The organism is Myxococcus sp. XM-1-1-1 (assembly GCF_020037095.1).
GTDB lineage: Bacteria > Myxococcota > Myxococcia > Myxococcales > Myxococcaceae > Myxococcus > Myxococcus fulvus.
The window spans coordinates 349,752-374,117 of the sequence record NZ_JAIQDH010000003.1; the positions used below are offsets into that span (position 1 = coordinate 349,752).

15 protein-coding genes are annotated in these 24,366 nt (G+C 70.4%); 8 read left to right on the plus strand and 7 right to left on the minus strand.

From position 1 onward, the window contains the following. Positions 1–32: 32 nt before the first annotated feature. From K8640_RS09170 to K8640_RS09180, 3 genes are all read left to right on the plus strand, one after another. The gene (locus K8640_RS09170; RefSeq protein WP_141332796.1) at positions 33–1,112 is read left to right on the plus strand and encodes a hypothetical protein; all 1,080 of its coding nucleotides are present in this window, start codon (positions 33–35) and stop codon (positions 1,110–1,112) included. 204 nt (positions 1,113–1,316) lie between these two features. Beyond that, a complete protein-coding gene (locus tag K8640_RS09175) occupies positions 1,317–4,055 on the plus strand; it encodes a serine/threonine-protein kinase (protein ID WP_223746717.1) in 2,739 nt (912 codons plus the stop codon). A 156-nt stretch (positions 4,056–4,211) separates the two neighbouring features. Continuing rightward, on the plus strand, positions 4,212–5,018 hold the full coding sequence (locus K8640_RS09180; protein WP_141332795.1) for a hypothetical protein: 807 nt from the start codon (positions 4,212–4,214) through the stop codon (positions 5,016–5,018). Positions 5,019–5,040: 22 nt separating this feature from the next. On the opposite strand, the gene K8640_RS09185 is transcribed toward K8640_RS09180, so the two are convergent. Both K8640_RS09185 and K8640_RS09190 read right to left on the minus strand, forming a co-directional pair. Then, positions 5,041–6,264 carry a hypothetical protein gene (locus K8640_RS09185; RefSeq protein ID WP_223746718.1) on the minus strand — a complete coding sequence of 408 codons (1,224 nt, stop codon included), beginning with the start codon at positions 6,262–6,264 and terminating at the stop codon, positions 5,041–5,043. Between the two features lie 460 nt (positions 6,265–6,724). Further along, a complete protein-coding gene (locus tag K8640_RS09190) occupies positions 6,725–8,290 on the minus strand; it encodes a hypothetical protein (RefSeq protein WP_223746719.1) in 1,566 nt (521 codons plus the stop codon). Between the two features lie 172 nt (positions 8,291–8,462). On the opposite strand from K8640_RS09190, the gene K8640_RS09195 reads away from it, so the two are divergent. Then, positions 8,463–8,849, plus strand: a complete 387-nt coding sequence (locus tag K8640_RS09195; RefSeq protein WP_223746720.1) for a metallothionein — start codon at positions 8,463–8,465, stop codon at positions 8,847–8,849. Here the strand turns inward: K8640_RS09195 and K8640_RS09200 are convergent. From K8640_RS09200 to nadA, 3 genes are all read right to left on the minus strand, one after another. Further along, a complete protein-coding gene (locus tag K8640_RS09200) occupies positions 8,842–9,654 on the minus strand; it encodes a class I SAM-dependent methyltransferase (RefSeq protein ID WP_223746721.1) in 813 nt (270 codons plus the stop codon). The genes K8640_RS09195 and K8640_RS09200 overlap by 8 nt on opposite strands. Positions 9,655–9,661: 7 nt before the next feature. Further along, complete coding sequence (locus K8640_RS09205; RefSeq protein ID WP_046712851.1) at positions 9,662–10,261, minus strand: hypothetical protein; 600 nt, start codon at positions 10,259–10,261, stop codon at positions 9,662–9,664. Positions 10,262–10,338: 77 nt separating this feature from the next. Then, on the minus strand, positions 10,339–11,271 hold the full coding sequence (gene nadA / locus K8640_RS09210) for a quinolinate synthase NadA (protein WP_046712852.1): 933 nt from the start codon (positions 11,269–11,271) through the stop codon (positions 10,339–10,341). 369 nt (positions 11,272–11,640) lie between these two features. On the opposite strand from nadA, the gene K8640_RS09215 reads away from it, so the two are divergent. The 4 genes from K8640_RS09215 to K8640_RS09230 all read left to right on the plus strand — a co-directional run bounded on the left by K8640_RS09215 (position 11,641) and on the right by K8640_RS09230 (position 19,330). Beyond that, the gene (locus K8640_RS09215; protein ID WP_223746722.1) at positions 11,641–14,064 is read left to right on the plus strand and encodes a PilZ domain-containing protein; all 2,424 of its coding nucleotides are present in this window, start codon (positions 11,641–11,643) and stop codon (positions 14,062–14,064) included. After that, a complete protein-coding gene (locus tag K8640_RS09220; protein WP_194869298.1) occupies positions 14,055–14,843 on the plus strand; it encodes a methyltransferase domain-containing protein in 789 nt (262 codons plus the stop codon). Before K8640_RS09215 ends, K8640_RS09220 begins: the two co-directional genes overlap by 10 nt. After that, complete coding sequence (locus K8640_RS09225; RefSeq protein ID WP_255652796.1) at positions 14,840–17,758, plus strand: ATP-binding protein; 2,919 nt, start codon at positions 14,840–14,842, stop codon at positions 17,756–17,758. Before K8640_RS09220 ends, K8640_RS09225 begins: the two co-directional genes overlap by 4 nt. Positions 17,759–17,935: 177 nt before the next feature. After that, entirely contained in the window at positions 17,936–19,330 is a 1,395-nt protein-coding gene (locus tag K8640_RS09230; RefSeq protein WP_223746723.1) for a peptide MFS transporter, read from the plus strand. A 118-nt stretch (positions 19,331–19,448) separates the two neighbouring features. On the opposite strand, the gene K8640_RS09235 is transcribed toward K8640_RS09230, so the two are convergent. Continuing rightward, positions 19,449–20,897, minus strand: coding sequence for a POT family MFS transporter (locus K8640_RS09235; RefSeq protein WP_223746724.1), 1,449 nt, complete (start codon positions 20,895–20,897; stop codon positions 19,449–19,451). Positions 20,898–21,371: 474 nt separating this feature from the next. Beyond that, positions 21,372–24,272 (minus strand): excinuclease ABC subunit UvrA, encoded by a 2,901-nt coding sequence (gene uvrA, locus K8640_RS09240; RefSeq protein WP_223746725.1) that lies wholly within the window; start codon positions 24,270–24,272, stop codon positions 21,372–21,374. Between the last annotated feature and the right edge of the window lie 94 nt (positions 24,273–24,366).

Below are 24,366 nucleotides of genomic sequence, written 5' to 3' on the forward strand. Positions count from 1 at the left end.
CTGGCGCCGCGACAAGAATGGAGAAACGAGAAATGCAACTGCGCAAGACGCTTGGCGCGGCGGCGCTGGTCGCCACGGCTGTACTGGCCTCCGTGGCGGGCTGCTCTGGTCGTGACGATGACGACAACGGTACGCCCGACTCCGGTCCTGGCTGCACGGGGGCATGTGGCGACGCGGGCCCCCCTGACGCGGGCCCTCCTGACGCGGGCCCGTCCTCGTGTCCGGCCCCGGTCAATGGCATGGGCCCCATCGGCGTGCTGCGCACCACCGCGGAGCGTGGCGACCGGGTCTCGCTGAACAACGTGGTGGTGACGGCGGTGAGCAACATCCAGAAGGGCAGCTCCGGTGACATCATCGCCCGCTTCTGGGTGGTGAGCCCGTGCTTCCCGAAGGAGGGCATCTACGTCGACAAGTACTACACCGACCACGAGACCACCGTCGCGGGCAAGTACGAGCCCGTGGTCGGCGACGTGCTGGACATCACGGGCCTGTACCGTGAGTTCCTCCCGGACGGGGACGACAACGTGCCCGCCGGCCGTGACGCGTACCGTCCGGTCATCAAGAACGACTTCCGCCTCAACGTGAGTGGCGCGACCGGGAAGATCGCCTTCAACAAGCGCGGCTCCGGCCAGGTGCTGGCGGACAACGAGGCGCCCGCGAACTTCGGCAACGCCGAGGGCGGCACCGCCCAGCCCAACCCCGAGTACGCCGGCTCGCGCGTCCACATCCCGGGCCCCATCACCATCACCAACGCCCGTCCCCCGGCCTTCCGTCAGTACCCGGATGATCCGACGAACGACAACTACCTGGGCTTCGAGGTGACCGGCGGCGTGCTGGTGGCGAACTACAAGACCTACCAGACCTGCGACCTGCGCGTGTCCGCGGATGACGGCGGCACGGTGACGTTCCCCAACGGCATCCGCGGCGTCTGGGAGACCTTCACCAACACCCCGTGCGTGGACGGCGGCACGACCACCACCGACGCCGGCACCCGCTTCACGTGCAACGACTACGGCGACGGCGTCATCCCCGGCACGGAGAACAAGTTCACCTACGTGCTGTACCCGATGAACTGCGACCCGGACATGGTCGGCACCGTCGCGGCGCCGTAGTTCCAGGCCCATCCCCCCGGGGATGATCCGCGCAGTCGCCGCCCCTCGCCCGTGCCGGGAGGGGCGGCTTCTTTTTGGACGGGCGCCCCAGGACGGTGTCCGCTACCGGTCGATGTGGGCCCCCGGCTCCCCCAACCCTTTGATTGTGGGTAAGCTCGGGAAAAGTCCAACCTGTCCCACCCTGTCAGACGCCTCGTTCCCTCCGTGAGCTCGCCCCAGACGGCCATCCCGTTCGGAAAGTACCTGCTGATCAAGCGGCTCGCCGTGGGTGGGATGGCGGAGCTGTTCCTGGCGCAGCGTCCGCCGGATCCGGAGCTGGTGGTCCTCAAGCGCATCCTCCCGTACCTGTCGGAGGAGCCGGAGTTCGTCCAGATGTTCCTGGACGAGGCGCGCATCGCCGCCCAGTTGCACCACCCCAACATCGTGCAGGTGCACGAGCTGGGGAAGGAGGGCGACAACATCTTCATCGCCATGGAGTTCGTGGAGGGCGTGGACCTCCGCCACGTGGTGCTGGAGGAGTTCAAGTTCGGGGCGACGGTGCCGTGCGGCGTGGCGGCGCGCATCTGCTCGCTGGTGGCGTCGGGGCTGGACTACGCGCACCAGAGCCGGGGCGTGGACGGCCGCCCGCTGGAGCTCATCCACCGGGACGTCAGCCCGCAGAACGTGATGATCGGCTACGACGGGCGCGTCAAGCTGGTCGACTTCGGCATCGCCAAGGCCGGCGCGTTCATGGAGCGCAGCAAGCCGGGCGTCATCAAGGGAAAGTTCCTCTACCTGGCGCCGGAGCAGGTGTCGCAGGAGCGGTTGGATCACCGCGCGGACATCTTCGCGCTGGGGACCATGCTGTACGAAATCACCACCGGCAAGCAGCCCTTCTCCAAGCCGACGACGGAGGGAATCCTCTACGCCATCCGCTTCGAGGACCCGACGCCGCCGCACCTCTTGCGCCCGGACTATCCGCTGGAGCTGTCGCGCATCGTCATGCGGTGCCTGACGAAGGACCGCAACCAGCGCTACCCGCGCGCGTCGGTGGTGCACGCGGAGCTGGAGGCGTTCCTCGCGTCGGGCTCGCTGCAGCAGAGCCTGGACGTGGCCGACTACATCGCGCGGCTGATGGGCGAGGAGGAGGAGCGCACCATCCTCCACATCCCGGTGTCCAAGCCCGCGGGCCGCATGAACGCCACCGTGCCCATGGCGGGCAACCGGGTGCTGGATTCGTCCATGCCCCAGCGCCTGCCGCCGCTGGAGGTCACCGGGCCCACGCTGTCCTCCACCACGCCCATGGCGGAGCCGGCGCCTGCTTCCGCGCCTGGGCTCACCGCGCGCCCCACGCCGCGTCGCAACTCCGCGGACGGGCTGCCCGCCGCCAGCTACCGGGACGAGCCCGAGCCGGCCACGCAGATGGCGCGCCCGCGCGAGCTGCCGAGCGGCGCCCGGAGCGCGCCTCCCGTGGACGAGGACGTGGACTCGGAGATGTCCACCGCCGTGCGCACGGCGCCCACGGGGTACTCGGTGCTGTCGCAGCTTCGGGACGAGGAGGACGAGGACGCCGGTGACGGCGAGTCCACCATTCCCCAGCGCAGCCGGGGCCGCACGCCGCCTCCTCCCGCGCGGCGCTCCAGCACGCACTCGGAGGTGTCCTCCGCGCAGCGAGGCCCCATCACCCCGGAGCCGCTCACCGCGCCGCCCACGCCCGCCAGGCGCGCGGCGTCGGGGCCGCTGCCGGTGGAGCCGCCGCCTCGCGCCGTCGCGCCGCTGGAGCCTCCTCCCTCGCCGCGCGCGGCGGCGCTCGCGGAAGGGCCCGTCCCCCGCACGCCCACGGACGCGCGCGCGCGTCGCCTGTCCTCCCCGCCCGTGGCCGCGCCGCCGCGCCGCTCGCCCACGCCGGTTCCGCGGGACCTGGAGGACGGCCCCGGCGACATGACGATGCCCATCCGCCGTCAGTCGGTGGTGGACGCGGAGGCCTCGGTGTCGCTCACCACGCCCATGCGGCGCTTGTCGCCCCTGGACGAGGAGGCCTCGCAGTCGGTGTCGCTGACGACGCCCATGCGGCGCATGTCCTCGGTGGACGTGGAGACGTCCGAGTCGGTGTCGCTGACGACGCCCATGCGGCGCATGTCCTCGGTGGAGCTGGAGCCGTCGGTGTCCATCACCCCGGCGACGGTGAGCCACCGCGCCGCCTCCCGGCCGCTGATGCCCGCGGCGCGCGCCTCGGCCGTGGCCGTGGGGGACGACGACGACCACTTCCACACCGACTCCAGCATGTCGGGCGCGCTCACCAGCCCCACGGCCTCGCTGCGCGATGGCGAGGACGACGAGTCCACCATGGGGTACGGCGGCGGCTACGACTACTCCGACACGAGCGCGACCCCCGCGCGCACCGGCTCGCGAGGGCTGGTGCTGGTCGTCGTCGGTGGGCTGCTCCTGCTGGTGCTGCTGAGCCTGGTGTGCTGGGGCCTCTACACCCGGCTCAAGGGCCCCACGCCCCTGTCCATCCCGCCGCGGGACCTCTCCCAGAAGGCGCTCGAGGAGAAGCCGTCGGCCGTCACGGTGCCGGTGCGCTCCGCGAATCCGCCGCCCGTAGCCGCCGCCCCGGTGGTCATCGCGCATCCCGCCGCGGGCATCGCCCCCGCGCCCTCGACGCCCGAGGCGCCGGCCCCGACACCGGGCGTCGCCGCCGCGCCCGAGCTCCCCGCGAAGGTCGAGCCCGCACCGCCTTCGCTGGTGGAGGTCCGCTTCGAGGGGCCCCCGAAGACGGTCCTGCGCCAGGAGGGGGGCGAGCGGCTGCCCGTCAATCGGCTCGTCAGCCTGCCCCCCGGCCCGCTCCGGGTCGATTTTGACTGCCCCGGCCGGAGGACCGGACGGGGGACGAAATCCTACCTCATCGAGCAGGCAAACCCGGGTCCGCTCGTCCTCCCGGTGCCCTGCAAACCGCGTCGCTAGTCGGGACGGGCATTTGCCCGTATGGGCGGGCCTCCCCCAGGAGCGGACAAGTGGGACCGGGTGGGCTTGAGTGCCATTAAGTCGTTGGATTTCCTAGGTTTTCCGCTTGGCGAGCGCATTGCGCATGTCAGACGGGGCCGTAGAATCCGGCGCTCCATGGCGCGCCTCAAGAAGCAGAAAAACATCGTGACGAAGAGGAGTTACACGGCCGGGCGGGTAGTGCGACAGCTTCCTGTCGCGCCGGAACCGAACCGGCTCTTGAAGGTCTGGAGACGCGTGCTCGAACGCCGCCTCCGCACGCGTCTGCGCGCGAAGGTGGCGGTGGAGGTCCACGACAACACGCACACGATGCTGACCTTCCAACGTCAGCGAGCGATGTGGCGGCTTCGGCTGCACCACATGTTCCTGGCGGCGCCCGACGACGTGGTGCAGGCGCTCGCCAGCTTCGTGCGCAAGGGGGACCCGGAGGCGAGCGCGTTGTTGGACCGCTACATCGAGCGCAACCGCAGCTACATCCGGCGGCTGTCCCCGGCGCAGATGCGCAAGCGCATCCGGCTGGAGCCGACGGGGCGGACGCACGATCTGGAGCGCATCTTCGACCGGCTCAACGAGCGGTACTTCGGCCGGCGCATCGACGCGGCCATCACCTACGGGCCGGCGCCCCGGGTGAAGGGGCCGCGCAAGAGCATCAAGATGGGCTCCTACTCGGCGGACTCGAAGGTCATCCGCATCCATCCGGCGTTGGACCAGCCGGTGGTGCCCCGCTACTTCGTGGAGTGGATCGTCTTCCACGAGATGCTCCACCACATCTACCGGACCCGGCGGGGTGAGGACGGGCGGCGGTGCATCCATCCGCCCGAGCTCATGGAGCACGAGAAGCGCTTCCACGACTACTCGCGGGCCCAGGCCTGGGAGCAGGAGAACCTGGACCTGCTGCTGCGCGCCCGCGTCTCACCGGAGTGAGGCGCGGGGCCTCCCCGGGGCTTCAGGGGAGGATGAGTCCGCCTGGACTGCGCCGCTCCTGAGAGGGGGCGGCCTCGGCGGACGCGGTGGGCTCCCGGGCTCCGGGGGCTCGCTGGGTGGCGGTCTCGGCGCGGGCTCCCGCGGCCGCCACCAGGCCGACGACCTTCTCGAAGAGGCGCTCGGCGAAGCGGGAGAAGGGCTGGTCGGCGCCGTGGAACAGGCGCCGCGCCTCTCCCCGGGCCACGTCGGCCTCCCGGGTCCGCTCGGTGCGCTCGAAGAAGTCCGCCATCCTCCACAGTCGCAGGGCGTAGCGCCGGGCCATGTCCGGGGAGAAGAAGTCCCGCGCCACGGAGGCCACGGCGGACTGGAGCTGGTCCTGTCGCTGCACGTCGCTGAGGGCCAGGGGGCTGACGACGACTTCGTCCAGCTTCGCCAGCAGGCGCTTCACCACGGGCTCGGGCGGAAGCCACGCGGCCATCTCGGCCGTCTCGTGCAGGAGGTCGCCCTCGCGCGAGCGGCGGACATCGTCGGGCTCGGGAGCGGGGAGGGTGGTGGGCTCGAGCTGCGGCTGGACGCCGAAGTGGCGCAAGGCGACGTCCAGGCCTTCGGGGAACGGGGTGTGGGTGCGCAGGTTGAGTCCGGCGGCCTCGGCGAGCAGGGCGGCGGCCTCATCCACGGGCAGCTCCATGGTGCCCCCCTGCTCCAGGCCCTCCTTGATGACGCGGCGCCACGCGCCCCGGCCCTTCTCGCCCAACTGGAGCTGGATGACGCCGTGCTCGTCGGTGAGCAGGGCCTGCACCACCTCGATGCCGCCGCCGCGAATGGCGCGGCCCAGGACGAGGGCCCGCTCGCCCCGGCCGGTGATGATGCTGGCGAGGGCGGGGAGGGCGTCGCTCGCGGGAGCGGGGGTGGGGGACTCGGTGGGGGCGGCGCGCGGGGCCTCGGCCACCGCGACACCGCGCGAGCGCAGGCGGTACAGGGCCTTCTTGGCGAGCTTGGCCAGCGGCTTCACCGAGGAGGCGGACAGGGCTTCCGCGAGCGCGGGCTGGCCTGCGAGCACGGAGGCTTCGAGGAGGGCGGCGGCGAGGGGCTCGGGCAGGGCCTCCACCTCGGCGGGCGTGGCGACGTGGCCCTCGCGCGCGAGGGCGCGGGCGGCCTCCACCTTGTCGGCGGGGAGGTCCGGCAGGGCGGTGCCGGCGCGAAGTGCGTCCAGCAGGGAGCGAGGGTCCGAGGCGGGGGATTTCATGGGGGCCTTGTACCGCGCGCCGTGTGTCTCGGGGCATCGCCCGTGCGGGGCGCGCGACCACTGGCCCACACTCGGGACGGCGCGGGACGCGGCGCTCGGGTGCGAGTGTCGTGGTGGTGTCGACGCCCGACGCCGGGCCGACGTCGGTGAGCGTCGAGCGGAGCCTTGCTCTGAACGCCTCGGAAGGCGTGCTCAGCATCTGCGCACCCGCCGACTGCGGCCCGTCGAGCTGATGCGCGTGAGCGCCAGGCGGAGCCTTCTGCCACCCACCTGGGAAGCCATGCTCAGCATCTGCGCACCCGCCGACTGCGGCCCGTCGAGCTGATGCGCGTGAGCACGAGGCGGAGCCCTCTGCCAACCAACTCGAAATCCGCGCTTCGCGCCAGCGCACCTGTGGGCCGCGACCTGGTGGTGGCGCGCCTCACCTGGAGCCTCGCGCCGAACACCTCGGACCCCGCGCTCAGCGCCTGCGCACCAGCCAGCTGCGGCCCGACTGCCCGACGATGGCGAACTCCGACTGGAGCCTCGCGCCGAACACCTGGGACGGGTGGGCGCCGCGCACCACGAAGGTGTCGTACCAGGCGCCCTGCCTGTCCCAATCCACGTCCTGGGGCCGCCACTCGGAAGGGAAGGTGGGCGGCACCTCGCCGCGATACTTCAGCGGCGAGTGCGGCGTGGACGCGAACGTGAAGTTGGGCACACCCCCGCGCTCACGCGCGAGCACCGCCGCCGAGTGGATGAACACCGGAAATCGGACCACGCGCGAGCCCGGGTCGTAGACGAGCCCCATGACCCGGGGCTTCGACGCCGTCGCCGACACCAGCCCCTCCCACTCCGCCGCCTCGCGTGAGAACGCGCGGAAGCCCCGGCCCAGCGTGACGGCCAGCACCAGCGCGCACGCCCCCGCGGCCCATCGCAGCGGCACCCGCCACGACGCCACCGTCGCCGGCGCGGTGGCCACCAGCAGCGCGGCCGCCAGGTGCGCATAGCGCGTGTTCAGGTAGTAGACGTATCCCCGGATGTCGAACGGCAGCAGGAAGTAGAGGGCCAGCGCCAGCCCGCCCAACCCCAGCAGCCGCGAGCGCGTCACCCAGCCCCGAGAGCTCCCAGCCTCCGGCCGCACCAGCCCCGCCACCCAACCCGCCAGCGCCACCGCGCCCACCGCGTACATCGCCCACCGGTCCGAGCCATCCCGCAGGGTGTTGGCGAGCACGTCGAACAGCTCCGCGCGGTTCTGCGCGAAGCTCTTCCACCCCAGGTTCTGCGGCGAGAACGTCGGCCCCCACGCCTTCCACGGCGCCCCCGGCTGGATGTCGGGCGGCTCACCGAAGCGCAGCACCACCCAGCCGAGGAACAGCGCGACCCCGGGCACCACGCCCAGGAGCGCCGGCACCCGGGGCTTCAGCCTCGCGACGAGTCCCCGCGCCGTGGCGTCCTCCGGCACCGCCGTGGTGACGAGCAGCCAGGGCAGCCCGAAGGCGAGGAACCCGAAGGCCTGCACATGGAACAGCAGCACCGCGACCAGGCACCCGGCCAGCCACGCCGCCCAGCGTCTGCGCCGGGGGGCGTCCTCCAGCGCGCGCACGAAGAAGCCACAGCACAGCAACGTCAGCGGCAGCGCGGCGCAGTAGTTGATGAAGCCCCAGCCGAAGCTGTCTCCGTACGCGAAGGGCAGCGCGAGCAGCGACGGCCACGTGGGCCTGCCCAGCGAGCGCAGCAGGAAGCCCAGGCTCAGCGGCAGGCCCACCACGTAGGCGGTGAGGAAGACGCGGTTGGCCAAATCCAGCGGCAGCAGCCAGTTCAGCGCGCTGACCAGGTAGTAGTACCCCAGGTACGGGGTCAGGGCGTGCCGCGCCTCGAAGAGCTGCGGGTACAGCGTGCTCGGGTCATCCAGCCGGTGGAGCACCGAGATGAGGTACAGGTGCTGCGGCAGGTCCACCATGGGCAGGTGGCGGGACACCCACAGGGGCAGGGCGCCGAGCACCAGGGCCGTCACGTGAATAAAGCGAGCGTTGGAGTTCGTCACGAGAGGGGCAGGACTGTACGCGCCGCTTCCCTGCCCGGCGAGCAGCCAACAGAGACGCTCGACGTGACGCGGCGAGGTAGACAAAGGTATGGCCGTCGACCTTGGCAGTCGTTGGGGCCTGCGCTATAGGCGCCGGAGCACGGGGGGCGAGGGCCCCTCGAGGAGCGCGCACATGACACGCAACGCGACGATGATGGTTGCGGCGCTGGCCAGCGGTCTGCTGATGCTCGCGCCCCGAGCGGCGAGCGCCTGCGAGGCCCACGCCCAGGCCGCGCGAGCCAAGGCCGAGAAGGCCCAGACGCCCGCCCCGGACACGAAGGCCGCCGAGGCCCGTCCGGCCACGGGCGAGCAGGAGCGGCCGCTCGACGCGCTCGACTCGCTGATGGCCGCGAAGTGTCAGTGCGGCAGCAAGGCGGACTGCACGTGCAAGAAGGGCACGTGTGAGTGCGCCCGCTGCAAGCCCAAGCGGCAGGTGATGGACGCGCTGCGCGGCCAGCCCGCGGAGCTGAAGCTGGACGAGGCGCGCCGCACCGACGCGTCCGCCGGAATCTTCATCTGAGCGTCTCGGCGGAGGCCCTCTCCGCCTTGAGCACCAGCAGCGGCGGCAGCGCCACGCGCTCGAAGCGCACCAGCCCCGCCGCCCCGGCCGCCGCGCGCAGCGTGGCCTCGGTCCTGGGGTGGAGCCCCGCGCGACGGTGAAGCAGCCCCGACGCGGACCCCGGCGGCGCATACGTGCTCGCCACCCAGCGTCCCCCGGGCCGCAGCGCCCGCGCCACCTCCAGCATCAGCCGGCCCAGGTCCTCCACGTAGTGGAGCGAGTCCACCATCAACACCGCCCCCAGCGCTCCGTCCTGGAAGGGTAGGTAGGGCGCCTGGGCTCGCAGGAAGTCCACCGTCGCGCCCGCCTCGCGCGCCTGCGCCATGCCTTCCTCCAGCATCGCGGGGCTCACGTCCTGTCCGGCGACGGGCGGGAAGCCCGGCTCACGCGCGAGCCTGCGCGCCACCAGCCCCGTGCCGCAGCCCAGATCCAGCACCGGGCCGTCGGGCGTGCCCAGCAGGCTGCGGTAGAGCAGGTACTCGCTGTCCGCGTCGAGCGGCTGACGCAGGAGCGCGCGTTGGAGGGTGGGGCGCACGTAGCGCTCGTAGGAGCGCGCCACCCAGCGGTTCTCCAGCCCGCGCTGCAGGCCGGCGGAGGCGGGAGGCTCCAGCACCAGGTCCGCGACGCCCTCGGCCACCGGGTAGCTGGTGCGGCACTCCGGACAACGCAGCGGGCCGAAGAGCAACACCGGCGCGGGCGCCTCGGGACGCAGCGCGCCCTTGCGACAGCGGGGGCATCGAAGGAGCTGGACGAGCGCGTGCCGCACCCGGACGTCAGGCCTGGGGCGGCGGAGGGGTGACGCGCCGGTCCTCGGCCACGAGCACCGGCCAGCCCCGCGCCATCGCCTCGCGGAAGAAGGCGGCCAGCTCCCTGCGGCTGTCGTTCACCGCGCCCTGGAAGGGGTCGATGAGGGACTCCTCGCCGAGGCTGCGCGTGGCGTTGAGCTCCACCGGGGTGCCGCACCGCTCGCAGCGGATGGACACCTGGCGCACCAGCGCCACCGGCACCGCGTACCGGGCGCCGCAGTCGCCGCACTTCCACACCAGCGCGCGCTCACCGGCCTCGCGCCGCGCCAGGCCCTCCAGCTCATCCGCCAGACGCAAGAGCGCCGGCAGATCCTGGGGAGGCTGCGCGAACACCGCCGAGGCGCCGAACCCCGCCTCGGGCGCGCCCAGCTTCGGAGGCTTGTCGCCCTGCAGCAGGGCGCGCAGGCGGTCCTTCGCGCGCATGTCACGGAACTCGGCGCCTGACAGGGCGCGCTCCACCGCCTCATGGACCGGCGGCAGGTCCGGCTCGAGGCGCTCATCGACCGGCAGCGACTGGGGATGCTCCACCAGTCGGTGCGACGGAACTGCGAGAAATCGGAAGGCCACGGATGCTCCATTGCACCCTGGCCTTCCCGGCGCAAGACGCGAGTTGGCAAATGTCCGCTGTGACGACAGATTCCGCTCTATCTGGACCACTCCAGCATGAGCTGCAACGGAGCGCGGGCCGCCTCCCGCAGGTCCTCCGGCATCGTCAGCTCCGGCGTGCGCTCCTTCATGCACTTCCAGAGCTTCTCCATCGTGTTGAGCCGCATGTACGGGCACTCGTTGCACGCGCAGCCGTTGTCCGGCGGCGCGGGGATGAAGTGCTTGTGCGGCGCGCCCTTCTTCATCTGATGGAGGATGCCCGCCTCCGTCACGACGATGAACTTCTCTTTCGGGCTCTTGATGACGTGGTCGAGGATGCCCTTCGTCGAGCCGATGAAGTCCGCGTGCCGCAGCACCGGCGCCTCGCACTCCGGATGGGCCACCACCTCCGCGTCCGGGTGCAGGACCTTCAGCTCCACCAGCTTCTTTTCGCTGAAGATTTCGTGGACGATGCAGCTGCCCGGCCACAGCACCATGTCCCGCCCCGTCTGCTTCATGACGTGGCGGCCCAGGTGCTGGTCCGGCGCGAAGAGGATCTGCCGGTCGCGGGGGACCTGGTTGACGATTTTCACCGCGTTGGAGGACGTGCAGATGACGTCGCTCATCGCCTTCACCGCGGCGGAGCTGTTCACGTAGCTCACCACGAAGGCGCCCGGATGCTTCTCCTTGAAGACCTTGAAGGCCGCCGGCGGACACCGGTCCGACAGCGAACAGCCCGCCTTCAGGTCCGGCAACAGCACCTGCCGCGAGGGATTCAGGATTTTCGCGGTCTCCGCCATGAAGTGCACGCCACAGAAGACGATGACGTCCGCCTGGGTGCGCTCCGCCGCCTGCGCCAACGCGAGGCTGTCCCCGACGAAGTCCGCCACGTCCTGGACTTCGCTCTCCTGGTAGTAGTGCGCAAGAATCACAGCGTTCATGGAACGCTTGAGCTCCTCGATTTCCCGCGCGTAATCCACCTCGGTGCCCATGGCACCTCCTTGCCTGGTCGACACTTAACTCGCCCGGCGGGGTTGGGCCACATCGTCGGAAGTTGGCTGCCGGGCGGACGGATGGCCGGCGCTGGCGTTCCCTGGGTCGACTCTGCCACCGTCCCACTTCGTGCAAGCGAGGCGCATGCCCGCATCACCTGACGGCGCGGAGAGGGTAGACTGCGCGCAATCCTCCGGGTCGGCCCGGGGGAGCAGTCGCCTTGCTGTCGAGCTTGGACAAGCCACACATTCGGGGTCGAGAACACGCGATCGGCTGGTGGAGAGGGGGCGGCACCGGACCCGTGGCCGTGGGCAGGCAATGGCCCTGCCCCTTCTCCATTTGAACGCCTTTCCCGTCGAGGAGAGAGCATGAGTGTCCCCACTCAGGACGTCCTGATTGTGCATCCGAACGAGGGCCGGCGCGCCGCGCTGGCCGAGGTCCTGGGCGTCCACCGGGTTGTCGCGGTGGAGTCCCAGGTGGAAGCCACGCGGCGCATGGAGTCCACGGCGCCCACCCTCATCATCGCTCCTCCGGAGAACGCGCGGCGCTTCTTGAGACATGTCGACCGGGCCGCGCCCGAGGCCGTGCGCGTCTTCGTCTGTTCGCAGTCGGACCGCCAGGGGCTCGAGGAGCTCGTGGAGACCGCGGCCGAAGGGCATGTCTTCAATACGCTGGATGACAGCCTCACCGTGTCGGAGCTGGGCCGCCGGCTCACCAGCATCCTCCAGCACCGCTCCTCGGCCCGGGTGACGCCCGCCAGCACCCTGGCGGTGCGCTTCCGGCTCAACGGCGTGACGTACCCCGCCGGCTGCCTGGACGTGGGCAACTTCGGCGCCGCGCTGCGCGTGCCGCTCACCGCGTCCATCGGCGCGTTCATCCAGGGCACCGCGCTGGAGGACCTGGTCTTCGAGCGCCACGGCAAGACGGTGCTCCAGGTCCCGCGCGCGTTCATCCGCCACGCCCAGCAGGTCCACGCCACCCAGCAGCCCTACCTGCGCCTGGGCATCACCTGGGGCGAGGGCCTGGACGAGCCGGTGACGGCGCCGTCCTCGCGCATGAGGGACCCGGTCATCGTCCTGGCGCTCCTGCGCAAGGCGGTGCGCCGCGAGACGCCCATCTGGCTGCACTACCTGGACACCCCGTCCTCGCACTTCCGCCTGGACGCGCCCGTGGTGGAGCTGCAGGACGGGCGCGCGGTGCTGCGCGGCTTCAATGACGGCGCGTTCCCCGCGGACGTGGGGGACGTGCTGCAGCTCTCCTTCGAGGTCGGCGGGCAGAGCTACTCGGGCGCCACCAGCGTGCTGCGCCGGGGCGACAACGACGTGGCGCTGAGCGTGCCGCGCTCGGTGGGGCTGCAGAACCGCCGCGGCCTGCAGCGCTTCCGGCTGGGGCCCGACCACCGCTTCCTCGTCACCTTCCACGCGCCCATCAACGGCGAGCGCATCACCCGCTCGGTGCTGGACCTGAGCGGCCGCGGCTTCGCGTTCCCGTTCGACGCGTCCTGCGAGGTGCTGCCCGCCGGCTCCCAACTGGACGTGTCGCTCCTGTTGCCGGACGGCTCGGAGGTGCCGTGCCGCGCGGAGGTCCGCTCGGTGGACGCGGTCAACACCGACAGCCGGTTCGACCGGAGCCTGCGTCCGTACCGCTGCGGCGTGCGGCTGCTCGAGGTGCCGACGAAGATTCGCGACGCCATCCATGACGCCTTCATGGCGTCGCGCAGCGGGGCCTCGCGCGACGGCGGCCAGGAGAAGCTGGCGGACATCTGGAAGATGATGGAGGAGTCCCACTACACCTTCCATCCGGACTACCCCTTCGGCGGCGAGGCGGGCTACCTGGACGCGCTGGAGCACACCCACCGGCGGCTCGCGGAGGCCAAGGACCTGGGCCGCTCCATCCTCTACGCGGACGCGGGCGCCATCATGGGCCACGTGGGCGGCTTGCGGATGCACTCGCGCTCGTGGCTGGTGCAGCACCTGGCGGTGCGGCCCGGCTACCACCGGCACGAGCAGATCGCCAACGACCTGACGGCGCTCGCGGTGGAGATGGGCGAGGCCATCGAGGACGTGGAGTTCCTGCGCTACATGTGGCGCAGCGACAACCGGTGGCCCAACCGGCTGGGCACGTGGCTGGCCCGCGTCATGGAGAACCGCGGCTTCAGCATGCTGCGCGCCTTCCACTACATGCGGCTGCCCCTGGAGCTGGCGCCCCAGGCCCCGGCGACGACGCTGACGGTGCGCGAGGGGACGCAGGCGGACCGCGCCTGGCTGGAGGCGCACCTGCGCGCCCGGGGCGAGGTGGTCCGCGTGCTGGCGGAGGACCTCCAGGCGGAGCCGGACGCGGAGGACCAGATGCGCGCGCGCTTCGCGGCCGCGGGGCTGTACCGGGACCGGCGCATGTTCGTGGTGGACGGGGAGCACGGCCCCCTGGCGCTGGCGCTGGTGGAGGAGGCCTCGCCGGGCCTGAGCTACATCGAGGTCACCAACGGCTTCTGGCTGGAGGTGGCGGACCGCTCGCATCCGCTGGCGAAGCAGGCGCTGGAGGCCCTGGTCCACCGGTGCATCGCCCACGCCCGCGCGCGGGGCCGGCCCTCGGCGGTGGGCCTGGTGGCGGACGAGGACGCGCCGCTGCTCGCGTCGATGGGCTTCGTGGGGCAGGGGCGCTTCTGCGAGTGGATCTTCCACCGCTCCATGGTCCGCCGCTGGTGTGACTTGTGGCGCTCGCTCTTCGAGCGGCTCAGCCGCCCGCGCCGCGCCTCCGCCCAGCCGTCACCCGAGGACCCTTCATGTACTTGATGGAGTCCACGGAAGAGGGACGTCGGCTGCTCGCGCAGGAAGGCGCGTCCGACAACATGCGGACCCTCCTGGGCGCCACGGGGCTTGGCACCGGGGCGCGCGCGCTCGACGCGGGCTGCGGCCCCGGCGGCATCTCCGAGACGATGGCGGACCTGGTCGGCCCCACCGGCCACGTGACGGGCGTGGACCTCAACGAGGACCGGCTGCGCGAGGCCTCCCTGCGCAACGCCCACCGTCCCTGGCTGCGCTTCCATCAGGCGGACATCCGCCGCACCGGGTTGCCGGACGCGTCGGTGGACTACGTCTGGAGCCAGTACGTCTTCGAGTACCTGCCGGACCGGCCCGTGGCGCTCGCGGAGCTGATGCGCGTCACCCGGCCGGGCGGCAAGGTGGTGGTGTCGGACATCGACGGGCTGGGCTTCCAGAACTGGCCCTTCTCCGACGCGCTGCGTGACGGCACCCAGCGCATCGTCGACGCGCTGGCCACGAGGGGGTTCGATCTGCACGTCGGGCGCAAGCTCTTCTCGGAGTTCCGCGAGGCGGGGCTCGTGGACGTGAAGGTGCACCTGCTGCCGTTCTACCTGGTGGCCGGGGCCGCGGACGCCCGGCTGATGCGGGACTGGGAGGTGCGCTTCGCCGCGCTGGCCCCGGTGGCCGCGCCCGCCTTCGGAGGCCTGGAGCCGTACCAGGCCCACTGCCGCGACTTCCTGGCCATGTTGGCGGACCCCGCCGGACTCAAGTATGCGGTGACGCTGGTGACGGAGGGAACCCGGCCTTGAGTGACAGTGCCCCACAGCGGGAGGATGCGCAGACGCCCGACAACGCGCCCGAGGTGGGGACCCGCGCCACCTCCACGCTGCTCTTGTACTTCGAGCAGCGCTACGGCGGTGAGCGGCTGCAGCGCGCCTGGGCGCGCCACGGCTTCGGTCTGCCGCTGGAGTACATGCGCACGCCGACGAACTTCGTCTCGCTGCGCTTCCTGGAGCGCGTGGCGGCGATGCTCCAGCAGGAGTCGGGGGACCCGCAGTTCATGCGGCAGGCGGGGCTGTTCACCGCGTCGCCCCAGGCGCTCGGCTTCGTCTTCTACATGCTGCGCGCGGTCGGCTCGCCGCGCATGTGCTACCGGCAGACCATTGAGTTCTCCCCCAGCTACAACCGCGTGGGCCACTTCACCGTGGAGCGGCTGGAGCGCGAGCGGCTGGACCTGACGTACCGCAGCAGCATCGTCGAGCAGGACCGCAACATCTGCGAGCTGCGCATGGGCCAGTTCGCGTCGTTCCCCACCATCTGGGGCCTGGCGCCCGCGGAGGTGCGGGAGCTGGAGTGCCAGGTGCACGGCGCGCCCGCGTGCCGCTACCACCTGACGTGGACGGACCCTCCGTCGCTGTGGGGGCACCACCTGGGCCTGGTGCTGGGCACGGTGTGTGGCCTGGCCGCGACGGCGGTGGGGCTGGGCCACCCGGTGTTCTGCGTGGGGGCGCTCGCCACGGCGGGCTTCGCGGTGGGCGGCTGGCTGGACGGGCGGCGCGAGCTGAAGGGCAAGGACGAGGCGCTGCGCTCGCAGAACCAGGCCATCATGGGCTCGCTGTCGGAGCTGCAGCAGCGCTACGACGAGATCTTCCGCGCCAACGTGGCCCTCGAGGACCGCGTGGCCGAGCGCACCCAGGAGCTGAAGGAGGCCAACGGCAAGCTGGGTGACGCGCTGGTGCGCCAGCAGGAGCTGGACCGGCTCAAGAGCGAGTTCTTCGACAACGTCAGCCACGAGCTGCGCACGCCGCTCACGCTCATCCTGCTGACGCTCGAGTCGCTGGAGCGCCGGGGCGAGGAGAACAACCCGGAGGTGGTCATGCAGCACGTGGCCACCATGGAGCGCAGCGCGCAGCGCCTGCTTCGCCTCATCAACAACCTGCTGGACCTGGCCCAGCTCGAGTCGGGCAAGGCGCGGCTGCGCTACCAGCCCCTGGAGCTGCACGCCTTCCTGAGCACCGTGCTGCCCCCGTTCCTCGCGATGGCGGAGCGGCAGGGCGTGTGGCTGAAGCTGGAGGGCCAGACGGTGACGCCCGTGGAGGTGGACCACGAGCGCATGGACATCGTCTTCCAGAACCTGTTGTCCAACGCGCTGAAGTTCACCCAGGCCGGCGGGGTGACGGTGCGCGTGCACGAGGACGAGAAGGACGTCTGGGTGGACGTGGTGGACACCGGCCAGGGCATCTCCGCCCCGGACACGAAGGTCATCTTCGACCGCTTCGCCCAGGCGGACAACAGCGGCACCCGCCGCTTCGGCGGCACGGGCATCGGCCTGGCGCTGGTGAAGGAGACGCTGGAGCTGCACGAGGGCGGCATCCACGTGACGAGCGAGCTGGGCCAGGGCTCCACCTTCCACGTGCGCCTGCCCAAGGGGAGAGCGCACATCCGCGAGGAGCTGCGCGAGCGGCGCCGCGCGGAGATGCCGGTGCGGCGCGAGCGGCGAATCTCGGGCTCGTACCCCTCGCTGGACGCGGGCGTGCCGGACAACGGGCGCAACGCCTCCGCGCTGCCGGCCAGGGATCACGCCGGGCCGGGGCCGGACGCGCCCCGCATCCTGGTGGTGGAGGACGACGCGGAGATTCGCGGCTTCATCGCGGGGCTGCTCAAGCAGCACTACCGGGTGATGGAGGCCGTCAACGGCGAGGAGGGCCGCCAGCGCGCGCTGGCCGAGCGGCCGGAGCTCATCGTGTCGGACGTGATGATGCCGGTGCTCTCGGGGCTGCAGATGCTCGAGGCCCTGCGCTCGCATCCGCAGACGGTGGACATCCCCGTCATCCTCCTCACCGCGCGCCAGGAGGTCTCCGCGAAGGTGGAGGCCCTGGGCACGGGCGCCAACGACTACCTGGGCAAGCCCTTCAGCCCGCGCGAGCTCCTGGCGCGAATCGAGACGCAGCTGCGCCTGCGCGAGGCGGCCATCCGCTCCGCGGAGAACGAGCGGCTGGCGGCCATCGGCCTGCTCACCTCCGGCTTCGCGCACGAGGTCAGAAACCCGCTCAACGGGCTGATGAACGCGCTGACGCCGCTGAAAGAGGTGCTGGTGGCCGACACGCCGGACGCGCAGATGAGCCGCGCCATGGTGGAGGTGATGGAGGAGTGCGGCCAGCGCATCCGCCACCTCGCCGAGTCGCTGCTGTCCTTCACCCGCACCACCGACACGCCGGTGATGCTGTCCCTGGACACGCTGCTGGACTCCACGCTGGGCGTGCTCATGTGGCGCGTGCCTTCGGGCGTGACGGTGGAGCGCGCCTACGAGTGCACGCTGCCGGTGCAGGGAGACCCGGGCTCGCTCAACCAGGTGTGGCTCAACCTGCTGGACAACGCGCTGCGCGCGGTGGGCGAGCACGGCCGGGTGCGCGTGGCCACGGCCTGCCAGGGGGACGAGGCCGTCGTCACCATCAGCGACAACGGCGTGGGCATCCGCCAGGAGGACATGGAGCGGCTGTTCCAGCCCTTCTTCTCCACCCGTGCCGCGGGGGAGGGCACGGGGCTGGGGCTGGCCCTGAGCCGGCGCATCGTCGTGCGCCACGGCGGCCGCATCCACTTGAGCAGCGCGCCGGGCAAGGGCACCCAGGTGGAGGTGCGACTGCCCCTGCGTCCGCCGGGGCGCTCCTCGTCGAACGGCGGCGCCGAGGGACAGTCCGAGCCCCGCGTGGGCCGGCTGGGCTGAGCCCCTTCACGGGCGGAGGCTCGACTCGGCGCGGCGTGACGTCCGGAGGGCGGGGCGGGGGGCGGGGGAATTCTCGGCCGTCCCCGTTGTCCACTCACGCACGGCTGTCGTTGGGTCTGCTACAGTCAAGTGCTCTTTACGTCACACCCCCATCCACCCACCGAAGGAAACCTCGGCATGCAAGGAACCGTAGCCGCGGGCGCTGCCCGTCAGGGGCACCCGCGAGGGTTGTACCTCCTGTTCTTCACCGAAATGTGGGAGCGCATGTCGTATTACGGCATGCGCGGCCTGCTCGTCCTATTCCTCACGAGCCAGGTCAACGGGGGCTTCGGGTGGACCAAGAGCGAAGCGCTCAGCCTCTACGGAACGTACACCGGCCTGGTGTACCTGACGCCCATCGTCGGCGGCTTCATCGCGGACCGCTTCATGGGGCAGCGCCGGGCGGTGGTGCTCGGTGGCGTGTTGATGATGATAGGCCACCTGGTCCTCGCGCTCCCCAGCGTGATGATGTTCTACGTGGGCCTGGGCTTCCTCATCATCGGCAACGGCTTCTTCAAGCCGAACATCTCCACCATGGTGGGCGGGCTGTACGCGCCGGGTGACGGCCGTCGGGATGGTGCCTTCACCATCTTCTACATGGGCATCAACCTGGGCGCGATGCTCGGCAACTTCATCTGCGGCACGCTGGGTGAGAAGGTCGGCTGGCACTGGGGCTTCGGCTCCGCGGGCGTGGGCATGTTCCTGGGCCTCATCGCCTTCCTCGCGCTGCAGAAGAAGCTGCTGGGCGACGTGGGCCTGGCGCCCGTGAAGCCCACGCCGCAGGCGCAGGCGGCGCAGGGCGGCGGGGAGAAGAAGGGCTTCAGCCGCGATGAAATCGACCGCATCATCGTCATCTTCATCATCGCCCTCTTCGTCGTCGCCTTCTGGGCGGGCTTCGAGCAGGCCGGCGGTCTGATGAACCTCTACACGAACGAGAAGGTGGACCGTCACCTGTTCGGCGCCGAGGTCCCCACCACCTGGTTCCAGAACTTCAACTCGCTCTTCATCGTCGCGCTGGCGCCGGTGTTCGCGGGGCTGTGGGGGTGGCTGGCCGCGCGCGGCAAGGACCCGAGCATCCCGGTGAAGATGGGCATGGGGCTGGTGTTCCTCTCCGTCGGCTTCGTCTTCATGCTGGGCGCCTCCAACCAGAGCGCGGACGCAGGCAAGGCGGCCGCGTACTGGGTCATCCTGGCGTACCTGTTCCACACCATGGGCGAGCTGTGCCTGTCCCCGGTGGGCCTCTCCATGGTGACCAAGGTCGCGCCCCAGCGCATCGTCTCCGCGATGATGGGCGTGTGGTTCCTGGCGAACGCGGCGGCCAACAAGCTGTCCGGCGTCATCGGCGGCTACTCGGAGAAGCTGGGCGAGTTCGACGTGTTCCTCTACATCTCCATCGGCACGGGCATCGCCGGCCTCATCCTCCTGGTCGTCTCGCCGGTGCTGAAGAAGATGATGCACGGCACCGACGAGGTGAAGCCCGCCTCCGCCACCCACGAGCAGGCCCAGGGCGGCTCCTCGGTGGCCGCGGCCTGAGTCCGGAAACGACGAGGGGCGCGCCTCCCTGGAAAGGAGAAGCGCGCCCCTTGGCTTCGACGATGCACCCGACGCCGGAGCGCCTCTCAGGTGGAGGGCTCCGGCGTCGCTGTTTTTCTCAGGCCGACTTCGCCGTGATTCCCGCCGCGCTGCGCTCCTCGGTGGGGAGCGGCGCGGAGGTCTGGTACCAGTCGCGCACCACGTAGCGGCGGGCCACCAGCGCCATGCCCACGGCGGCGACCAGGGCCATGCCCGCGTAGAAGAAGAACTGGCCGGAGCCGGAGAAGACGTTGAGCGCCGCGGCGATGGCCACCGCCACGTTGGCCAGCGTGTTCGTCACCAGCCACACGCTCTGGATGGTGCCCTTCATCTGCCGGGGCGCCTGCGTGTACGCGAACTCCAGGCCCGTGGTGGACATCAGGATTTCGCCGAGCGTCAGCACCACGTACGGCAGAATCTGCCACGCGATGTTCAGCGTCGTGCCGCCCTCCATCGCCACCTGGAAGAAGCCGGCGATGATGAACGACACCGCCCCGAAGACGAGCCCCAGCGGCATGCGCCGCAGCGGCGTCAGCTCCCACCCCGAGCGCTGGAACAGCGGGTACACCACCGCCGTCAGGAAGGGGATGAGCAGCATCACCAGCATGGGGTTGACGAACTGCATCTGGCTGGGCTGGAACTCGTACCCGGCCACGTTCAGGTCCATGGAGCGCGCCTGCACCACCCACGTGGACGCCTTCTGGTCGAACAGCATCCAGAAGAAGGGCACGAAGGGCAGCATCAGCCCGCTCACCCGGAACACCGCCTTGGCGCCCTCCACGGCCTCGTCGGGGTGCGTGGACTTGGCGCCGTCCAGCCAGTGGCCGCCCTGGCCCCGGTTCTTCAGCGCGCTGCTCACCACCTTGAGGAACGAGTGCGGGTTGGCCCCCGTCGGCGGCACCATCACGTAGTGGCGCCGGCCCGCCCAGAAGATGACCGTCGCGATGAACATCAGCACGCCCGGGATTCCGAAGGCGACCGACGGGCCGAAGTTCTTGAGCAACAGCGGGATGAACAGCGACGCGAAGAACGAGCCGAAGTTGATGGTCCAGTAGAAGATGGCGAAGAGCTTCTTCACCAGGTGGCTGTTGGACTCGTTGAACTGATCTCCCGCCATCGCCGCGACGCACGGCTTGATGCCGCCGCTGCCCACGGCGATCAGCGCCAGGCCCGTGTAGAAGCCCGTGGCGTTGTTCTCGAAGACGGCCAGCAGCGCGTGGCCGATGCAGTAGACGATGCTCAGCCAGAGGATGGTGCGGTACTTCCCGAAGAAGCGGTCCGCCAGGTACCCACCGATGAGCGGGAAGAAGTACACCCCCGCCATGAAGGTGTGCATCAGGCTCTTGCCCTGGGCCTCGCGCAGCCCCGTGTCGGGCACCGCGTTGCGCAGCAGGTAGTCGATGAGGAACACCGTGAGGATGTTCCGCATCCCGTAGAAGCTGAAGCGCTCACACGCCTCGTTGCCGATGATGAAGGGTATCTGCGGCGGGAACTTGTTGTTCTGCGGTACCGCGGGACTCTCAGCCATGAGTCGGGGTGCTCCCTGGTGGCGAAAGGTGGGGGCGCCTGGAAGGCAAGGGGCCCAACCCTACCCAACGCGCGCGCCGGACTCCACCGAAGGCCCGCGTCCCACGTCACTCCGCCACCCCGAGCGGCCCCTCCCCACACGGTGGGGCGGCCTTGGCGCGGGCTGCCTGCCTTGCCCTGCCGCGATGCGGCGTGCGTCGCGTGCCCCGCGCCCGCGGCGCAGTCGCACCGGAATTCTCCTGCGAGCTTGCCCCGCGCGTTCCGATGCGAGTGCGTGTTGAACGATGCAACTTAAGCGGGCTGGGCCTGTTTGACAGGAATTGATGAGGCCCTATCATATGACACGCGGCTGAAACTGATTTCGCGTCTCACACCCCACCTGTGAAGTCTTCCTCCAAGGTGGACGGGGGGTAGGGGGTGAATGAAGGCACCCCCGCCCCCCGCTCCATGTTCTGGAAGCGGCCGGTGTGTGTAATCAGCCCGTCGCGCCGGGCTGCGCGGGCCTCGTGTCCGCCACGCGCTTGCCCACGCGGGCGCGCCGGGACTTGCCCAGCACGTGCGCCAGGTAGCGGCCGGTGTGGCTGGCCTGCACCTTGGCCACGCTCTCCGGGGTGCCCACGGCCAGCACCTGGCCTCCGCCGGCGCCGCCCTCGGGGCCCATGTCGATGAGCCAGTCCGCGCTCTTGATGACATCCAGGTTGTGCTCGATGACGAGCACGCTGTTGCCGGCGGCCACCAGCCGGTTGAGCACGGACAAGAGCTTGCGGATGTCCTCGAAGTGCAGGCCCGTGGTGGGCTCGTCCAGGATGTAGAGCGTGCGGCCGGTGGCCACGCGCGCCAGCTCGCGCGCCAGCTTGATGCGCTGGGCCTCGCCGCCGGACAGGGTGGGGGAGGGCTGTCCCAGGCGGATGTAGCCCAGGCCCACGTCGCCCAGCGTCTGCAGCACGCGCATGATGTCCTTGTGCGCGCCGAAGTGCTCCTGGGCCTCGCGCACGCTCATGTCGAGCGTCTCCGCGATGTTCTTGCCCTTGTAGCGCACGCGCAGCGTCGCCTCGTTGAAGCGCTTGCCGTTGCAGACCTCGCAGGGCACGTACACGTCCGCCAGGAAGTGCATCTCCACCAGCTTGACGCCGTCGCCCTCGCACGACTCGCAGCGGCCGCCCTTGATGTTGAAGCTGAAGCGGCCCGGCCCGTAGCCGAACGCGCGCGCCTCCGGCGTCATCGCGAACACCTCGCGGATGGCGTCGAACACCTTGGTGTACGTGGCGGGGTTGCTGCGCGGCGTGCGGCCGATGGGCCGCTGGTCGATGTCGATGACCTTGTCCAGGTGCTCGAAGCCCAGCACCGCCTTGTGCTTCCCGGGCGACTCGCGGCTGTCGTACAGGTGCCTGGCCAGGGCGGGGTAGAGGATCTCGTTGATGAGCGTGGACTTGCCCGCGCCGGACACGCCGGTGACGGCGGTGAAGATGCCCAGCGGAATCACCGCGTCCACGTCCCGGAGGTTGTTCTCCTTCGCGCCTTGAATCACCAGCTGGTGCTTGGGATTGGGCGCGCGGCGCTGCTCGGGGATTTCAATCTCCAGCCGCCCGGAGAGGTAGCCGCCGGTGAGGCTGTTCTCGTCCGCCATCACCTGCTTGGGCGTGCCCTGGGACACCACCTGGCCGCCCAGCTCCCCCGCGCCCGGGCCGAAGTCCACCAGCCAGTCCGCGTCCTCCATCGTCTCCTCGTCGTGCTCCACGACGATGACGGAGTTGCCCAAATCCCTCAGGCGCTTGAGCGTGGTGAGCAGCTTGCCGTTGTCGCGCTGGTGCAGGCCGATGGAGGGCTCGTCCAGGATGTAGATGACGCCCGTCAGCTCGCTGCCCATCTGCGACGCCAGCCGGATGCGCTGGCTCTCACCGCCCGACAGCGTGGACGCGGTGCGGTCCAGCATCAGGTAGCCCAGGCCCACGTCGACCAGGAACGACAGGCGGCTGCGGATCTCCTTGAGCAGCTCGGTGGCGATCTTCCGCTCGTGCTCGGACAGCGCCAGCGCGCCCAGGAACGCGAGCGCGTCCGCGATGGTCAGCCGGCTCAGCTCGACAATCGAGTGCGCGTGGACCTTCACCGCGCGGCTCTCGGGGCGCAGGCGCTCGCCCTTGCAGGTGGGGCAGGGCTTGTTGCTGAAGTACTTCTGCAGCTCGGTGCGGCGGGCCTCGGACGTCGTCGTCTTGAAGTTGCGCATCATGCGCTCGACGAGTCCCTCCCACTCCATCTTGTACTTGCCGTTGTCGCCCCACTCGACGGTGAAGCTCTTGCCCTTGGCGCCGTTCATCAGCGTGTCGCGCTCGCGCTTCGACAGCTTCCCGTAGGGCACGTCCAGATCAATCTTGAACGCCTTCGACAGGCTCTCCACGAAGTCCGCCGTCCAGCCCTCGCCGCGGTTCATCCCGTTGGCCCAGGGCTCGATGGCGCCGTCGCGGATGCTGCGAGACGGGTCCGGCACGATGAGGTCCGGGTCCATCTCCGGCCGGGTGCCCAGGCCGTTGCAGTCCGTGCACATGCCCAGCGGGTTGTTGAAGGAGAACGACGCGGGCGTCAAATCCCCGAAGGAGATGCCGCAGGCGGGGCACGCGTTGAGCTCGCTCATCACCCGGTCGGCGCTCGCCGCGCCCGTCTCGTTGGTGATGATGAGCGTGCCCTTGCCCTCGCGCAGCGCGGTCTCCACCGAGTCCGTCAGCCGCGTCTTGATGTCCGCCTTGAGCACCAGCCGGTCGATGACCAGCTCGATGTCGTGCTTGGACTTCTTGTCCAGCTCGATGCGCTCCTCCAGGCTCTTGAGCGCCCCGTCGATGCGCGCGCGGGAGAAGCCGCGCTTCTGCGCCTCGGTGAGCAGGTCCTTGTGCTCGCCCTTGCGGTTCGTCACCAGCGGTGCCAGCACCTGGAGCTTGCTGCCCGAGGGCATCTTCAGGATTTCGTCGACAATCTGTTGCGCGCTCTGCTTGCCGACCTTGCGGCCGCAGTTGGGGCAGTGCTGCACGCCGATGGAGGCGTAGAGCACGCGCAGGTAGTCGTGCACCTCGGTGACGGTGCCCACCGTCGAGCGGGGGTTGTTGCTGGCCGCCTTCTGCTCGATGGAGATGGTGGGCGACAGGCCCCGGATGGTGTCGTACTTGGGCTTCTCCATCTGCCCCAGGAACTGACGGGCGTAGGCGGAGAGGCTCTCGACGTAGCGGCGCTGGCCTTCCGCGTAGAGCGTGTCGAAGGCGAGCGAGCTCTTGCCGGACCCGGAGACCCCCGTGAAGACGACCAGCTTCTTCTTGGGGATGTCCAGGGAGACGTTCTTGAGGTTGTGCTCCTTGGCGCCTCGGAGGGAGATGACGTCGGGCTCGGACATGATGGGCGGGCGATCTACCACTGAATAGGTGTTCCGGTAGTGGAAAAACCTGGAGAGGAGGGTGGATGGTCCTCAACGCGTGGCGTTGCGCGCC